At 30.8% G+C, this 16,281-nt stretch carries 18 protein-coding genes; 10 read left to right on the top strand and 8 right to left on the bottom strand.

Annotated elements, in window-relative coordinates; genetic code table 11:
* Positions 1-89: 89 nt before the first annotated feature.
* Positions 90-1,175: a GerAB/ArcD/ProY family transporter gene (locus CLJU_RS08060; protein ID WP_013238305.1), complete on the top strand. Its 1,086-nt coding sequence runs from the start codon at positions 90-92 to the stop codon at positions 1,173-1,175.
* Positions 1,176-1,309: 134 nt separating this feature from the next.
* Here CLJU_RS08060 and CLJU_RS08055 read toward each other — a convergent pair whose 3' ends face one another.
* The 4 genes from CLJU_RS08055 to CLJU_RS08040 all read right to left on the bottom strand — a co-directional run bounded on the left by CLJU_RS08055 (position 1,310) and on the right by CLJU_RS08040 (position 5,208).
* Positions 1,310-2,083, bottom strand: coding sequence for a serine hydrolase (locus tag CLJU_RS08055; protein ID WP_013238304.1), 774 nt, complete (start codon positions 2,081-2,083; stop codon positions 1,310-1,312).
* Positions 2,084-2,103: 20 nt separating this feature from the next.
* A complete protein-coding gene (gene yjeM / locus CLJU_RS08050) occupies positions 2,104-3,603 on the bottom strand; it encodes a glutamate/gamma-aminobutyrate family transporter YjeM (protein ID WP_013238303.1) in 1,500 nt (499 codons plus the stop codon).
* 82 nt (positions 3,604-3,685) lie between these two features.
* Positions 3,686-4,762 carry a dipeptide epimerase gene (locus CLJU_RS08045; RefSeq protein WP_013238302.1) on the bottom strand — a complete coding sequence of 359 codons (1,077 nt, stop codon included), beginning with the start codon at positions 4,760-4,762 and terminating at the stop codon, positions 3,686-3,688.
* A 119-nt stretch (positions 4,763-4,881) separates the two neighbouring features.
* Positions 4,882-5,208, bottom strand: coding sequence for a DUF3870 domain-containing protein (locus CLJU_RS08040; protein ID WP_013238301.1), 327 nt, complete (start codon positions 5,206-5,208; stop codon positions 4,882-4,884).
* Between the two features lie 230 nt (positions 5,209-5,438).
* Here CLJU_RS08040 and CLJU_RS08035 point away from each other — a divergent pair, with 230 nt between their 5' ends.
* From CLJU_RS08035 to CLJU_RS08015, 5 genes are all read left to right on the top strand, one after another.
* Positions 5,439-6,167 (top strand): DUF421 domain-containing protein, encoded by a 729-nt coding sequence (locus CLJU_RS08035; RefSeq protein WP_013238300.1) that lies wholly within the window; start codon positions 5,439-5,441, stop codon positions 6,165-6,167.
* A 15-nt stretch (positions 6,168-6,182) separates the two neighbouring features.
* A complete protein-coding gene (locus CLJU_RS08030) occupies positions 6,183-6,548 on the top strand; it encodes a DUF4363 family protein (protein ID WP_013238299.1) in 366 nt (121 codons plus the stop codon).
* Positions 6,549-6,660: 112 nt separating this feature from the next.
* Entirely contained in the window at positions 6,661-7,380 is a 720-nt protein-coding gene (locus CLJU_RS08025) for a LytR/AlgR family response regulator transcription factor (protein WP_013238298.1), read from the top strand.
* Positions 7,377-8,801, top strand: a complete 1,425-nt coding sequence (locus tag CLJU_RS08020; protein WP_013238297.1) for a sensor histidine kinase — start codon at positions 7,377-7,379, stop codon at positions 8,799-8,801. Before CLJU_RS08025 ends, CLJU_RS08020 begins: the two co-directional genes overlap by 4 nt.
* 28 nt (positions 8,802-8,829) lie before the next feature.
* Positions 8,830-9,498 (top strand): DUF6033 family protein, encoded by a 669-nt coding sequence (locus CLJU_RS08015; protein WP_013238296.1) that lies wholly within the window; start codon positions 8,830-8,832, stop codon positions 9,496-9,498.
* Between the two features lie 120 nt (positions 9,499-9,618).
* Here CLJU_RS08015 and CLJU_RS08010 read toward each other — a convergent pair whose 3' ends face one another.
* From CLJU_RS08010 to CLJU_RS08000, 3 genes are all read right to left on the bottom strand, one after another.
* Positions 9,619-10,962: a CynX/NimT family MFS transporter gene (locus tag CLJU_RS08010; RefSeq protein WP_013238295.1), complete on the bottom strand. Its 1,344-nt coding sequence runs from the start codon at positions 10,960-10,962 to the stop codon at positions 9,619-9,621.
* A 69-nt stretch (positions 10,963-11,031) separates the two neighbouring features.
* Complete coding sequence (locus CLJU_RS08005) at positions 11,032-11,277, bottom strand: hypothetical protein (protein WP_013238294.1); 246 nt, start codon at positions 11,275-11,277, stop codon at positions 11,032-11,034.
* 269 nt (positions 11,278-11,546) lie between these two features.
* On the bottom strand, positions 11,547-12,032 hold the full coding sequence (locus tag CLJU_RS08000) for a MarR family winged helix-turn-helix transcriptional regulator (protein WP_013238293.1): 486 nt from the start codon (positions 12,030-12,032) through the stop codon (positions 11,547-11,549).
* Positions 12,033-12,428: 396 nt separating this feature from the next.
* Between CLJU_RS08000 and CLJU_RS07990 the strand changes: the two genes are divergently transcribed.
* From CLJU_RS07990 to CLJU_RS07975, 4 genes are all read left to right on the top strand, one after another.
* Positions 12,429-12,917 carry a MarR family transcriptional regulator gene (locus CLJU_RS07990; RefSeq protein WP_013238291.1) on the top strand — a complete coding sequence of 163 codons (489 nt, stop codon included), beginning with the start codon at positions 12,429-12,431 and terminating at the stop codon, positions 12,915-12,917.
* A gap of 13 nt (positions 12,918-12,930) precedes the next feature.
* Positions 12,931-13,464: a methyl-accepting chemotaxis protein gene (locus CLJU_RS07985; protein WP_013238290.1), complete on the top strand. Its 534-nt coding sequence runs from the start codon at positions 12,931-12,933 to the stop codon at positions 13,462-13,464.
* Positions 13,465-13,525: 61 nt separating this feature from the next.
* A complete protein-coding gene (locus CLJU_RS07980; RefSeq protein ID WP_013238289.1) occupies positions 13,526-13,996 on the top strand; it encodes a Fur family transcriptional regulator in 471 nt (156 codons plus the stop codon).
* Between the two features lie 353 nt (positions 13,997-14,349).
* On the top strand, positions 14,350-14,760 hold the full coding sequence (locus tag CLJU_RS07975; protein ID WP_013238288.1) for a peptide deformylase: 411 nt from the start codon (positions 14,350-14,352) through the stop codon (positions 14,758-14,760).
* A 126-nt stretch (positions 14,761-14,886) separates the two neighbouring features.
* Here CLJU_RS07975 and CLJU_RS07970 read toward each other — a convergent pair whose 3' ends face one another.
* Positions 14,887-16,278 (bottom strand): MATE family efflux transporter, encoded by a 1,392-nt coding sequence (locus CLJU_RS07970; RefSeq protein ID WP_013238287.1) that lies wholly within the window; start codon positions 16,276-16,278, stop codon positions 14,887-14,889.
* Positions 16,279-16,281 lie beyond the last annotated feature (3 nt).

Here is a 16,281-nt window from a genome sequence, read left to right as displayed (position 1 = left end):
TGTAAAAGGAATAGAATTTGTGGTAAAAAATTTATTGCATTTAAATTACAATTAAAATTAATTTTTACATATAAAGGTAGTGACTGTCCATGAAGATTGAAAAAGGTGTAATATCAGGCCCTCAATTAATATTTTTAATTATTGGTTTACTTCAAGCTTCTACACTTACAGCAGCTTTCATAACTGGAATAACAAAAACAAATACCTGGATAGTATTATTGGCAGGTTTTATCATCATTTTACCCCTATTATTAATTTATACATCTCTAAGTAAAAAATTCCCTAATAAAAATTTGATAGAAATAATTGAAACAACATATGGCCGCTATTTAGGTAAAATAATATCTATATTGTATATTTATTTTTTTTGGTATATAGTTTCTGCTAATTTGAGATTTACTGCAGACTTCTTTTCTACATACCTTTTTGCAGAAGTAGATATTAGCGTATTTATAATAATATTTACAATAGCTTGTATATATACACTAAAAAAAGGATTGGAAGTCATCGCTAGGGCTTCTTTTATTTTAAGTGTATTATCAATTTTTGTATTTATATTAATTTCAATACTCATTATTAAAGACATACATTTATCAAATTTTTTACCACTTTTTCAAATAAATTCAAAAGAATTTATTCAAGGAACTAACCTTATGATATCCATTCCTTTCGGTGAAATAGTCGTATTTTTAATGATTTTTCCTTATATTAATAATACAAATAAAGTAAAAAAATACGCTTTTGGAGGTTTAATTGTAGGAGGTATATTTTTTTTAAGTTCTATTTTAGAAAATATAGCAGTCCTTGGAAATTTAATTCCCATTAATTTTTTTCCATCATATCAAGTAGCAAAATTAATAAATGTAGGTGAAGTCATTACAAGAATGGAAATATTAATTGCACTAGTATTATTATTTAATGAATTTGTAAAAATATGTATTTTTTATTATGCTGTAATATTGTCCATTGCTCAATTTTTCAAATTGCGCTCCTATAAACCACTAGTTGTTCCTATTGGAATTATAAGCGTTATATTTTCAATTACTATGTTCGATTCACCAGTAGAGCATGCATATATAGCATCTTCTATATATCCTATATATGTTATTCCATTTATAGTTTTATTTCCTTCTATATCTTTGATTATATCCTGGATTAGGAAATTAGGTACTTAATCTAAAATACCATAATTATAAACGTGTCTTACTTAGTTGGAATGTTACAGTAATCAACCATAAATTAAAAGTTAATTATCTTAAAATTCAAATAGACTGCCTTCACCAGGCAGCCCATCTGAATTTGATATTTATTATAAAGATATGAAATAATCATAAGCTATTTTAGAAATCTTTCCAATTGTTTCTCTGGCAAAATTATTTGTAACAGCATCCCAGGTAAGTCCACAAAAAATGTAATCAACATTAGGAAGATATACTATACCTGCATCATGGCTTATTCCATTCAAATCCCCCGTCTTATGTGCAATACGTATATCATCGGGAATGTTTAGTCTCATAACACTATTATCCAGCTGGCTAGTCAATATGTTCTTCATAATAACACTGTAGAATTCCTTAGCCTTTTCACCTTTATAGATAATTTCAAAGAATTTTGCCATATCAGCAGCAGTAGTTTTATTTTCCCTGCCTTCTTTTCTTGCCTTTGAATCCAGCATCTTTCTCTGAAGTACTGTATTTTTTATTTCTAAATCTTTAATATAATTATTTACATTGTCCATCCCTGCAAGATCCATCAGTATGTTTGCAGCCGTATTATCACTTTGAATTATCATCAAGGTTATTACATCTTTTAGAGTATAGCTGTTTCCACTTTCCAAAAGATTAAGTATGCTAAAAGGTACTTTTACATCGTCCTCTACTGTTATTCTCTGTTTAAGTGAAAGTTTTCCTTCTTTAACTTGATTCAATATCTCCATCATTATAGGTATCTTTATAAGACTTGCAGAAGACACCACCACATTTTCATTATAAGCGATTTTTTCTCCTGTCTTAAGATTTTCTATGACAAATGCACAATTCAATTTTTTTAAATCTATTGCATTTAATATTTTTTCATACAGCATGTCTTATATCTCCTAACTTTTTAAGATTCTACTTTTTGTTTTGAAAATTTATTCTTTTTTTCATAATTGGAGTACAGTATAAATGCTACAATTGAGAAAAATATAGGACCTACAACCATCCATATGGTGCTTTGCATATCACCTTGAAATGCTGGAGCAATTATTGTAAATAAATTTGCAAAACCTATAGTAAATACAACAACTATTTCCCAGATCAATGAAGATTTATATCCTTTAAAAATTATAAATGGTTTATTAATTTCCTTTTTCTTCTTAAATGGAACAAAGGCTCCTGCAATAAACATATATGGAATTGTCAATGCTACGTTTGTCATACTTACAACTATATTAAAGAACTTGGATGCTCCTTCTCCACCAATTGTAAGTAGTACTAAAAACAAAACGATAATAATACACTGTGCCCACATTGCATTTTTAGGCATATCATCTTTTATTGCTGTAAGTTTTTCAGGAAATAATCCTTTTGGAGTGCCTTCTATTATCTGTTTGAGCGGTCCATACAGTACGGTTATGATACTTCCTGTCAGTGCAAGAAACATTGATAGTCCAACAAATCTTGCTATCCAGGCACCTAATGTAAGTGCTGCAGATTGACTTAAATTAAAACTAACTCCTAGCTGATACCCCAGATTTTGCATTATAACATATGCAACATTAGCTAAATGAACATCTGGGTTTGAAAGTACCTGTTTCCAATTAGTAAATATACCGCACATAAATATACCTATAGAATATCCTAACGTTATAACTATTGCAGATATAGCCATTCCTTTTGCAAAATTTTTTTCAGGTTTTTCAGTCTGATCTACAAGTCCCGCTACAACTTCAATTCCACCATAAGCAAATATAGCAAATACTATAAATGATAAAATTGAAAGAGAACTGCCGTATTTAGGATTAGGAGATACTGTAAAGCTAAGAGGCTGTGCAAGATGTCCATGGCTTGCTATGAGCACAATTACAGCTCCTATAATCAAAAAGACATTCAACAACATAACTGCAGTACCACCAATTGAGGTAACTTTTGAAATGTCTTTCAATCCCTTAGTAGCTATAAATGTTATGGCTACTATAAAAATAATACTAAAAATTCCTATAACTTGGGTAGATTTAAGTCCCCAAAATCCCCAACTAGCTGTTACATCTTTTCCAAATATTAGATTTGAAAGTGGAATCCATATAAGAGAGCACATATCAACTATTAAAACAACATATGAAGCATACCACATAAATGTTGCTTCAAAAGCATATTTAGGTCCTACAGATCTATTCATCCATGAATAAATTCCACCTTTTTCATCCTTAAATGCAGAACCAAATTCAGCCATCATAAATGCATATGGAATAAAGAATGCTATTCCTGATATTATATACCATGGAATAGATGAATATCCCATAAGGAGAAATGCTCTTGGCATGTTAGCAAAGCCAAACACTTCGGTAAAAATCATTAAAATTAGTGCTACAAGCGACAGTTTTTTTAAATTATTTGTACCCATTTTTCCCCTCCTAAATTTATTAAAATATAATATTAATATAGAAGTTCCTAGAAATTTAATCTAAGGGCTTCATTTTAACTTATTAATAATTGATAGACTCTATTCCAAGTCCAGGTTTATCTGTAAGTGTTATTTTGCTCTCATTAAATACTGCTCCTCCATTAATTGGGTCTTCACTGCATAAAACAGGACCATCCAAATCGATTTTAGTTATGATACTCTTTGCACAAGCTAGGTGAACTGCAGCTGTTACACTTACTTTTGCCTCCAACATGCACCCTATCATACACTCAACTCCATGTATTTCTGCTAAAGAACATATTTTTAATGCATTGTATATTCCGCCTGTTTTCATGAGTTTTATATTTATTAAATCTGCTGCCCTTCTCTCTAGAACATTTAAGGCATCCATTGGTGAAAATATACTCTCATCTGCTAAAACTGGTATGGCTACGTTGTCTGTAACAAACTTTAATCCATCTATATCATGTGCTATAACAGGCTGTTCCACAAAATCAATGTCAAGTCCTGCATCTTCCATTTCTCTTAGCACTTTTACTGCTTCTTTAGGCTTCCATCCTTGATTTGCATCTATTCTAAGGTCAACATCATACCCTATAGCCTGTCTTATAGCTTTCATTCTTTCCAGATCTTTTTTAGAATCTTTACCTACCTTTATTTTTAAAGTTTTATATCCTCTTTTTATAGCATCTATACTGTCTTTTACCATTTCTTCAGTTTCATTTACACTTATAGTTATATCTGTTGTTATTTCTTTTCTAAAACCACCCAAAAGCTTGTACAGTGGTGCTTTATATAACTGACCATATAAATCATAAAGTGCTATGTCCACTGCAGCTTTTGCACTAGTGTTTTTTACAATACACTTATTCAATTTTTGTATTATGGACTCAAAATTCTCCATATTCATGCCTATAATAGACTTTTTTATGTGGTCTTCTATGGCCCCTATTATAGATCCAGTTGTATCTCCTGTTATGACTCCAGTAGGTGGGGCTTCTCCAAAGCCAATATTTCCTGTATCTGTGTATATTTCAACTATAATATCCTCTACCCTTTCCACAGTACGAAGTGCTGTTTTAAATGGTGTCTTCAGCGGAACGGATATTCTTTTTATTTTTATATCTCTTATTTTCATTTAGAACCTCCTTGAAATTAATACAAAAAAAGCCCGCAAAAGCATATTAACATTGCTTTTACTGGCTTTCATTCACTTTAAAATAAGGGTAACTTATTTACCATAAACAAAACAGTAATTTAAAAATATTTTCTTTTCACTTCATTATATTTCTTAACTCCATCTCTGTAAGCTACAATAATGGCTTTTTGAGATGAACCGTGGTATCTTTTTATAACTTCTTCTTTTAGTTTATCATCAAATATCCTAAGGTTTCTACCTATTAAAAGAGATCTTATAAATTCATCCGTAGTTCTTAAAGTAGAAGATGAATTTAAATCAATTATTTTATCTGTACTTAAATCCACTACAAAACCTATGTAAAAAGAATTAAATCTAATGGTAATGGCATTATCCTCATTAGTTTTAGCATTACCCACTACATATACTGTATTTTCCATATACATAAAATCATCTCATTAACTGAAAATTAAGTTTAATTATTAATTATTAGCTATTATGTATATAATATGATAAATATTGAAAAAAGTCAACTAATAAACAATTAATCTAATAATTAGGGGCACAACTATATCTAAAATACAATAAATCTTTTTCCACAGAAACAGAATAAAATTCAACTTATATCGGATAATAACTACTGTATAAAGAATAGTAACACAGGAGGAAAATAACATTGAATGAAGGATTAGTTGTTTTAGTACGTTCTATTATTGCTTTTTTTACTTTACTTATCTTTGCAAAGATATTAGGTAAACAGCAAATAAGTCAGTTAACGTTTTTTGATTATGTAGTAGGTATTACAATAGGATCTATTGCTGCAAGCCTCACTACAGATCTATCAAGCAGAGCTTGGCCTCATTGGGTAGGTTTATTTTGCTGGGCAGCTTTAAGTTATTTAATGGAGTATATAACAATAAAATGGCGATATGCGGCAAAATATATAGGCGGTGAACCCACTATAGTTATAATGAATGGCAAAATAATGGAAGATACTTTGAGGCAAATGAAATATACAGTATCTGATCTTATGGAGCTTTTAAGAAATAAAGATGTATTTGATTTATCAGATGTGGATTTTGCCATTCTTGAACCTAACGGACAACTTTCTGTACTTAAAAAACCTGAATGTGAACCTGTAACAGCCAAAGACATGAATATTTCTAAAAAAGCATCAGGTATAAGCACAGAACTCATTTATGATGGAATACTTATTGAACAAAATCTTAAACAACTAAATAAAACCAAGCAATGGCTTATGCACCAATTAAAATTACAAAAAATCAATAATATTTCCGATGTTTTTCTAGCCACTTTAAATCCTGCTGGATCTCTTTATGTAGATAAATATGATGACCATATGGTCAAGATAACCGATATTGGCGATTATAAAGGACCTTATTAAGGAAGGAGCTATTATATGAGAAATTTTTTAGTTAAAACCATTCCTATAGTAACATTAATTTTATTTGTATTAGTGATGATTAGCGATAATTTTTTAAAAAAGCCTTTAACCAAAAATGATAACGTACCTAAGTGTATTCAGCTAGTTATGGAAGATGTAAAAAATAATAAATGGGATGATGCATACAGAAAAAGTGATCAGTTGTCAAATGCATGGAAGAAAGTGGTCACTAGAGTGCAATTTAGTGCAGAAAAAGATGAGATTGATTCATTTACCATGAATGTAGCACGACTGCAGGGTGCAATTGCCACAAGAAACAAAGCAAATGCATTTATGGAGCTCAATGAAGCCTATGAGCACTGGGATAACATTGGTGGGTAGTAACTTTTCACTTCATCAAGAATTTCATTACAAAAAAACGTTCATTTGTTACATCTTGTTAAAGTATATATTTTTTGCTTCGATAGTTCACTAGAGGAGTGCATGAAAAACAATGTTAAATATAGCAATTTGTGATGATGAAAAAAGCACAAGAGATTACATAAAATCATTAATACTATCACAGAAAATTTCCTGTGATGTTAGAGAATATATTTCAGGTAAAGATCTATTTAAATCAAAAATAAGACATGACATAATATTTCTAGATATTGAAATGGACAATTTAGATGGTATAACTACTGCAAAAAAAATTAGAAACAGTGAAAATGAATTGTGCAGATCTATATTAATATTTGTAACTGGATTTGATAGGTATGTATATGATGCTTTTGATGTACATGCATTTCATTATCTTCTAAAGCCAATAGACAACAGCAAATTTATTGAAGTATTTAAAAATGCAGTATTAGAGTATAAAAAATTAAATGAAAAATCTAATAAATACATACTTATAAAAATTGGAACCACCTATAAAAAAGTTTTTCTCAAGGAAATTTACTATGTAGAAAGTAATAGACGAAAAGTGATTTTGTATACCCAAAGTGGCACTCAAGAATATTATGCTAAAATGGATGACGTAGAATCTCAACTTGGCAGTACCTTCTTTCGATGCCATCGTGGATATATTGTAAATATGGCTTATATTACAGAATATGATACTTCAACCATTACACTTGAAAATGGAATTAAACTTATAATAGCAAAACATAAATATAACGATTTTGTAAAAAACTATCTTCGTTATTTAAAAACAGAGGTGATATACCTTTGAACCAATTTTCATTAAAAATAATACTTGAATTTTTAAGTAATGTAAAATATTTAATTAGTGCAATTTTTCTATATTATTTTCTACACAACTTTTTAAAAGATAAAATTAGAAGGCAAACTGATATTATTATTCCTATTGTTTACTTTATATACTGTATTATATTTTTTTGGATGTATCCTAGCACAGACAATATACTTATGGATTTACTTGGTATAATCCTAGCATTTGCCATCATCTCAATAGTATATGATACTAATGTTCCAATAAAAGTATTTTTAATTGCTACATTTTATGCAATTAAAGAATTGTGTCTTTTAACCTCCTACAGTATATTTTATTTTTTACAGAAAAACTCTTTTAAGCTTATTAGTGTAGATTACTTACAAAACCATCCTTTACTAATTAAACACTACCCTGTCTTAATGGAGTACATTCAGATTATAATAGGAATTATATTTTTACTAATATTTTTTATATTAATGTATACTTCAATAGTTTACATAACTAAAAAATTTATATATAAAAACTATGATTTTAATACAAAAGAAACTTTGTTTTTGATTATGCCTGCTTTATCAGCACAGCTCATAAGTTTTATGATATTGAAAATAATACTTACTACATTTAATAATAATTCAAAAGATTTTCTTTATGATAAATATCCTTCTTTTATTTTTTTAATTCCTGCTATAGGTATAGTATCTCTTATGGGAATTGCTGGTACAACGATACTATTTCAAAATATGATAAGTTTGAATGAAGAAAAGAGAAATAAAATAATTTTAGAGCATCAGGTATATGACCTCCAAAATTATACTAATCAGATACAACAAATGTACAATGGTATTCGCGGCATAAAACATGACATGAGAAATCATATAAACAATTTAAAATGGTTAGTTACAGAAGGTAAATATAATGAAATGGAAAAATACTTTAATGATATTTCAAATACTGTAAATAAGCTTGATTTTAAATTTGGGACTGGTAACTCCGTAACAGATGTAATAATAAATGATTTCTACAGAAAAGCTTTGAAAAATAATATTTTATTTGAATCAGATTTTACCTTTCCCTCAAGCTTTAGATTGGATGTATTTGATATAAGCATTATCTTAAGCAATATACTGGAAAATGCCTTAGATGCTTGTAAAAAACAGTCATTGGAATCAAAACCTTTTATTATTATAACCTCAAGTAAAAAGAAAAACTTATTTTTTATAGATGTAAAAAATAGCTTTGAATCACAAATTAAATTTGACAATACTACAAAGCTTCCAGTTTCAAGTAAATCAGATAAATCGATTCACGGTATTGGTCTAAAAAATGTACAAACAGTAGCCCGAAAATACTTTGGTGACATCGATATTCAAATAGAAAATAAAGCATTTAACCTGACAGTAATGTTAAAAAAACTTTAAAGATATATTTTAGAAAGGTGGAATTTTTATGTCTTTAGGACTATATACTAATTATGCTTTAAATAATTACAATCAATCAAATATTAATACAAAAACTGATGCTTCAAAATCGGTCACTGAGTCTAACTCAACATCTAAAACTACAAGTAATTCTGTAGACGAATATTATAAAGGGCTTTGTGCTAAATTTCCAAACTTAAACATCATAGTTGGTCATTTTTCAAAGGGAGCAATGATACCAACAAGTGCCAACATAGATCATGCACCCATTACAATTGATCCAGCTTATCTAAAAAAAGCAGCAAACGATCCAAAAGTTGCAGCAGAACTTGAGAAAAACCTTGGGGATGAACCTATGGCTTTAAATTGGCTGAAAAATGCAGCCAAAATGGATGGTAACAAAGTAACAAGTCTTGGCAGCTATTATGATGCAAATGGTGATATGTGCAGTGCTGGCGGCATTGCAACTGATAATTCATCTTCAAAAAGCAGCACATCACTTATGACTCAGTTTGATGAATTATTAGAAAAAAGGTTAAAGAGGCTGAAGGAACAGAGAAAAGCAGAAAATAGAATGCTCTCACAAGTAGCTGAAGAGGATATTAAGAAAGCAAGTTTACAAAAACAAGCTGCTAAAAGCTACAATAGTAACTTGTTTAATAAACTTAATGTAAATTTGCTTGACTTAAATAGTTAAAAAAGAGTGTACCCGTATTTTTTCCAAATGCAGGTACACTTTTTTTACTTAATACTTTGTTTATGTAAAGTATGTTTTAAAAGGTCATCAGTATCATTTTACTTTGATACTTTTTGTAATTTAATCCTTATTAGAAGTAGCAAATTTAGATATTGATTCATTGTCCATAGCAGTACTAACATATAAATCACGTGATGCACTCAGCCCAGCAAACAAGCATAAAACGGCAAGTCCAATTAGGATAATGAGCGGCAATGCCCAGTTATTAGACGCATCATGTAGAAACCCAAAAAGCATCGGTCCAAAAGCAGCAAGTAGGTATCCGATTGATTGTGCCATGCCGGACAGCCTTGCCGCTTCATCTACATTTCTCGTACGAAAACTGAAAAATATAATAGCTAAGCAAAAAGTAAGTGCTCCGCCACTGCCAATCATAATCACCCATAGGAATGTAAGCCCTGTCCCTCCGAAGAATATCCCTAAAAGTCCAACCAAAACACATAGAGAAGCAATGATAACTAATGGACGTTGATTGGATTTACGCCCAGCAAGGACAGAACCCACAAACGCTATGGGGAGCGATGCTAGTTGATAAAGAGAGAGCATAAATCCTGCTCTGCCTGAATCCATACCCTGCTGGATCAAAATAGTCGGCAACCATGCAACCATGCAATAGAGCACCATCGACTGTAATCCCATATATACCGTTACCTGCCATGCCAAAGGAGATTTCCATAGATTAGATTTATTAATGACTTCTCCCTTAACACTCTCTATTTCATTTTTTTCTTCGTGTAAGTCTTTGGATTTTGCTTTAATGTTACTACCGACCGTTCTCGTAGCAATAGACGTTTCTTGCCTTCTCCGTGTTATTTGAGGTATCCAGAAGATAATGGATAAGAAACTAAGTACAGTCCAAATACTTAGCGCTCCACCCCACCCCAATCCTGATTCTGCCGCAACGGGGACACTGATACCGGATGCTATCGCCCCAAAAAGGCCCATAGAAACATTATAGATGCCCGTCATCACACCGATTCGTTCGGGGAATTTCTGTTTGAATAGGCTGGGTATCAGCACATTGCCAACAGAAATGGACAATCCAAGTATTGCTGTCCCAATAAATAGTCCAACCCCCCCAAACAATGAGCGTAATATAATTCCAAACGTCAGAAAGATAAGTGACCAAAGCAGCACCAATTCAGTGCCAAATTTTCGCGCCAATCTTGGAGCGAAAGGTGAAAATCCTGCAAAAGCGAATAACGGAAGGGTTGTAATCATCCCCGCCAATGTATTTGAAATATGCAAGCTGCCACGAATTTGATCGACCAATGGGCCAACCGCTGTTAAAGGTGCCCGCAAATTCGCTGCAATAAATGTAATTCCGATTATCAGCATTATTGATGTAGCTCTTTTTGAATATAAATCTAGGCTCTTTTCATGTTTGTTGCTTAATTGATTCATTCGTATAGTCCCTCCTTACATTAATCATAAGCAAAAGTGTATGGTTACCATACTCTTGGATACAATTGTTTATTCATCTTGTTTTTTTAATAGCTTATCAATTTTATTTCTTTCCAACTTATTATTGGAAGGATTGACTTGCTCAAATATTTGGAATTCATATGGATAAAAGCCAAAGGGAACGTATGAGGCTAAAGAATTATAAATAGCCAACAAAGTCCTTTTATTAGCTTCAAGTGCTTGTTTATACCCCCTCTCATTCACTTCACTATTATCAGAAACCATATATAACTTTGATGATTTTTTCTTTTTCATGTTAGCACCTCCTAACTTAATTATAGATAAAAAGTGTATGGTTGCCATACTCTTGCTTAAAAATTTTATCCGATCGCTACCATTGCTAATACTCCCATCTTTTTATATGAAACTCCTTCTCCTATTGTCCAAGGAATAAGTGATTCGCACAAAATCATAGATTTTGGCTCTCTACTTAACTGGAAGATAAGCACTGCTACGCGCCTGGATAAGTTCTTCTAAGACTCAGATAGAGAGAGATATTCCTCACAAGCAAACTCCACCTGAGTCTAAGAATCACTTGATTCATCAAAATTTTCGCTGAAAAATTTAACCTTGTTCATCAAAGACGACAAAAAGTTTGACAAAAATTCTAATTCATGTTCGGAGGCGTTTTGTAGCTCATCTTCAACCATACTGTTTACAACAGCATGGTAATGCATATGGTTGTTATGAGCTTTTTTACCTTTTTCAGTAAGACTCAATGAATATCTAGATAGATTAAGATCATCTACTTCCTTTATAACCAGACCCTTTCTCTCTAGCTTTTTGAGAACTTCGGAAACAGACCCTTTTGTTACTCCTAGAATATCAGCTAGACCACCCACATGAATGCCAGGATGCTCGGCAATAGTCATTATTACATGTATTTCAGAGTAAAAAATCGGCACATCCGTTTTGTAGTTGCGAGTCTTTTTATCCAGATCAACCAAGGCAAGTGCTAACTTCAAAGAATTATCCGCAATTTGATGTTTGTTATTTACAAATTTATTCATGACAATAGTATATGGCTGCCATACGCTTTTGTCAAGTTACTATTAAATTAACAGCAATTAAAGGTAGAACAATAACACGTATTAAAGCTGATGATATTGCTGAAATTGTTAATAGTAAAATTAAAGAAAATCAAGCTAAATATATACAGCGTCAAATGATAGTAGAACCTGCCAGGGATGGTTGCGAAACCTGAAAGATTAAGCTTGCTTGAAACTTAAATCAAATTTCATTTTAACCTCCAGTGTAATTATTTAATTTTCCCAGAAGCAATATCATAATATTACAATATTATTTCCTTGTAAACTATTTTTTAAAAAATATATTGAATAAGCTAGTGATATAAGGTATAATATAATTGTTTCCATAGAAATTAATTTAAAAAGAGGATTGTAATCATGAAAACAGAAAATACAAAATTTGAGATAGATTTAATAATAAATAAGTTTATGGCAGCCTTTGAACATATAAATAATTCATTGAATAGTCATGATGATGAAATAAAGGACTTGCTAATCAAATACAAACACAAAGAGCTTTATGATATGGGATTAATGTTTTCAGAAATTCATGTAATTGATTGTATTGGAAAGACTCAATTGATTAATGCAACATCTATAGCAAAGGAATTAAACATGACGAAAGGTGCCATATCTAAAATTACTAATAAGCTGTTAAGGAAAGAGTTAATAAAAGGAAATCATTTGGAAAATAATAAAAAAGAAATTTATTATGCACTGACAGCACAAGGAAAAGAAGTATTTAAAATACACGAAATGCTCCATAAAGTTAAACATGAAAAATTTATTAAAATATTAAGTAAATATGATAAAGAAGGATTAAACATTATAAATAGTTTTATAGATGATTTAATAAGTGAAATTTAAGGAGGGGAATACGATGATTCAAGAGAATAACAGCACAATAAATAATGGAGAAACACAGGTTAAAGAATGTATTGAAACTATATCTAATTTATTAAATGAAATAAAAGGAAATATAAGTTTTTCAGAGGAGGTAACTAGCAGAAGAAATGAAATGACCAGTTTTATTGCAACTTTTGAAGGGCTTTTAACTCATACAAAATACATAGAAAATATCTCATCGGAAATAAATGATGTTGCATCTAGAACTAATTTGTTGGCACTTAATGCATCAATAGAAGCTGCAAGAGCAGGCGATGCCGGCAGAGGTTTTTCAGTAGTTGCAGATGAAGTTAAAAAACTTTCTATTGGAACAAAAGAATTAGTCTTGAGCATGAATGATACACTGAAAAAGATATATTCTTTGACAGAGGAAGCAAGTATTGAAATGGAAAAATTAAAGAATAGATTAAATAATGTGCAACAAGCTAGAAGTAACTTTTCTAAAGTAAGTAATGAAATGGATATTGTACTTACCAAGTTTGGTGAATTAAAACAAATGACTGATTAAGGAGAATTAAATGCAAGGAAGATTTATAATGGATTCATGAAATCATATAGGAGATGATGTTGTGAATGATTATTTAGATAGCATATATGAACAATTAAAAGCAGCAGATATTACTCTTACTTATCAACGTAAGATTATACTACAAGTTTTATTTGAGAATAAAGATAATCACTTAAGTGTTGAAGAGCTTTATCATTATGTTAGAATAAAAAATCCGGATACTGGTGTGGCTACAGTTTATAGGACTTTAGAATTACTATATCAATTTGGAATAGTGAGAAAATTAACCTTTGGTGATAATGTAACTCGCTATGAGATGGTTTTAAACAAAAGCGAACATAAGCATCATTTTATATGTAAAGAGTGTGGAGCTATTATAGATATAAACGATGATTTTATAAGTATTTTCAATGATAGAATAAGCAATAACTATGGATTTTATATTACAGAGCAAAGCATAACTTTTGAAGGTTTATGCTCACAGTGCTTAAAAAAGAAATCTACATTTATTGCATATAGCCAGCAAAAGTAAAGGCAGTAACTGAAGTTAATCCAGTTGCTGCTTTTTTGAGAGGAGGGTGCGGACTTTTTCTGTAAATTAGCTTTCTATGATATTTTGGAAAGACAGCTATGTAAAAAATTATTTCTGTCCTAATTGTTATTGTCAATAAAAATTCCTCAAAAAAGGGAAACTTTTTTCCCCACCGAAAAAGTGTAAAAAATATTAGTTATTTAGATGAAATAGAAATAGCAAAGAAGATATATTGTGTAACCGGTAATAACTTTATGGTAGCGAAAATAAATTTAAGACTTGAAATGATGCGAAATCAAAAGAAATAATAGGAGTAACAATAAAAATTGAAAATATATAGTTGAGGTGTAAATATGATAAAACCAATTGTAAAAGATGTATTGTTTTTAGGACAAAAATCAGAAGAGGCAACTAAAAAGGATATGGCAGTAGCTGATGATTTAATGGATACATTAAGAGCAAACTTACAGAATTGTGTTGGATTGGCTGGTAATATGATTGGAGTAAGAAAGCGTATATTGGTATTTACTGTAGGTAACCTTATTGTGCCTATGATAAATCCAGTTATATTAAAGAAGGAAAAGCCTTATGAAACAGAAGAGAGTTGTTTATCTTTAATTGGCGTTAGAAAAACAAAAAGATATGAAATGATAGAGGTAGAGTATCTTGATAGAAATTTTAAGAACCAAAAGCAAGTGTTTACTGGATTTACAGCACAAATAATTCAACATGAAATGGATCATTTTGAAGGTATAATAATCTAATTACATATTATTTAACTTTAATCAAAAAACAAAGAGTGGATTACAAACCAATATATGGTGTAATCCACTCCTTTTTTAGATATTTATTTTCAAATAACTTTGAGTATATTTCCAGTGTAAAAAAACTTATTTCTCAACAACAACTCCATCAAAGGTACTGCTTTGGAGCTGTTCATTCTCTTTCTCTTTTATATGTTTCATTTCAAAAAACACAACGCTTGCAGTTATAAGAGCAGCCAAAATATCTGCTATAGGTGGAGTTCTCCAAACACCTTCAATACCCCAAAAGCGTGGTAATATCAATAATAGTGGAACCAATAAGAACAATTGTCTGGATAACCCCAGAATTGTGGATTGAATTGGTTTGCCAACTGCCTGAAAGTACTGGGAAGAGACAATTTGAAAACCAGCCACAGGAAACATAAAAAAGAAGATACACATTGCGTGAGCAGTTAATTGAGTCAGCTTAGGATTATTATTAATGAACATATTAGCAATTTGAGTAGGCCATAAATGAACTACTGCAGTACTGAATACTGCTATAATTGTACCAACAATAACTGCTTTTTTCAGTGCTTCTTTTACTCTAGTAAATTCCTTGGCACCATAATTAAAGCCAATGATTGGCTGAGCACCTTGGCTAATACCAAGAATAGGCATAAACATTAATGTGGATATACTTCCAACAATACCCATAGCGGATAATGCCATATCTCCACCACAATTCATTAATGCTTTATTCAAGATAGTATTTTGAAGACTGTTAGCTAATTGCATTGCAAAAGGAGCGAAACCAATAGACATAATGCTAATAACTAAGTTTTTCTGCAACTTGAGATTTTTTAACTTTATTTTTAGAACACTAGGGCCAAATAGAAAATAAGTTAACACCCAAATAGATGAAAATATCTGACCACAGACAGTTGCAAGAGCAGATCCTCTAATTCCAAAACCTAATTTCATAACGAAAATGTAATTTAAGATTATATTGATAACAGTTCCGATTACTTGAGTATACATGGACATCCTAGGATTACCTTCAGCTCTAATAAAATTAACCATTCCCATGCTTATAGAGCCTAAAGATGATGCCATCATTATAATATTGGTAAAAGCTTTAGCATAAGGCAAAACCTCAGCGCTTGCACCAAAAAAAGTTAAAATAGGAGTGCTAAAGAGAAAATAAATAATGCTAATACAAAGAGGTAGTAAAACCAACAATACTACAGCATTTCCAGCTATTTTATCAGCTTCTTCTGGCTTTTTTTCACCTAATCGAATGGAAATAAGTGATGTAGCACCAACTCCAATTAATGCGGATACTGCCAGAAGAGTAAGCATAATTGGAAAGGCTACAGTTGCGGCTGCAATGGCAAGTGAGCCAACGCCACGACCTACAAATATACGATCAATAATGTTATACATAGAGTTTACCAACATAGCTATAACAGCTGGCCATGAAAACTTCCATAATAGAGTACCAATTTTCCCATTTCTAAGTTCATTTGTGTTATCCATTTT

The sequence above is a fragment of the Clostridium ljungdahlii DSM 13528 genome (genome assembly GCF_000143685.1).
Taxonomy (GTDB): domain Bacteria; phylum Bacillota; class Clostridia; order Clostridiales; family Clostridiaceae; genus Clostridium_B; species Clostridium_B ljungdahlii.
This window is presented reverse-complemented; position numbering and strand designations above follow the sequence as displayed.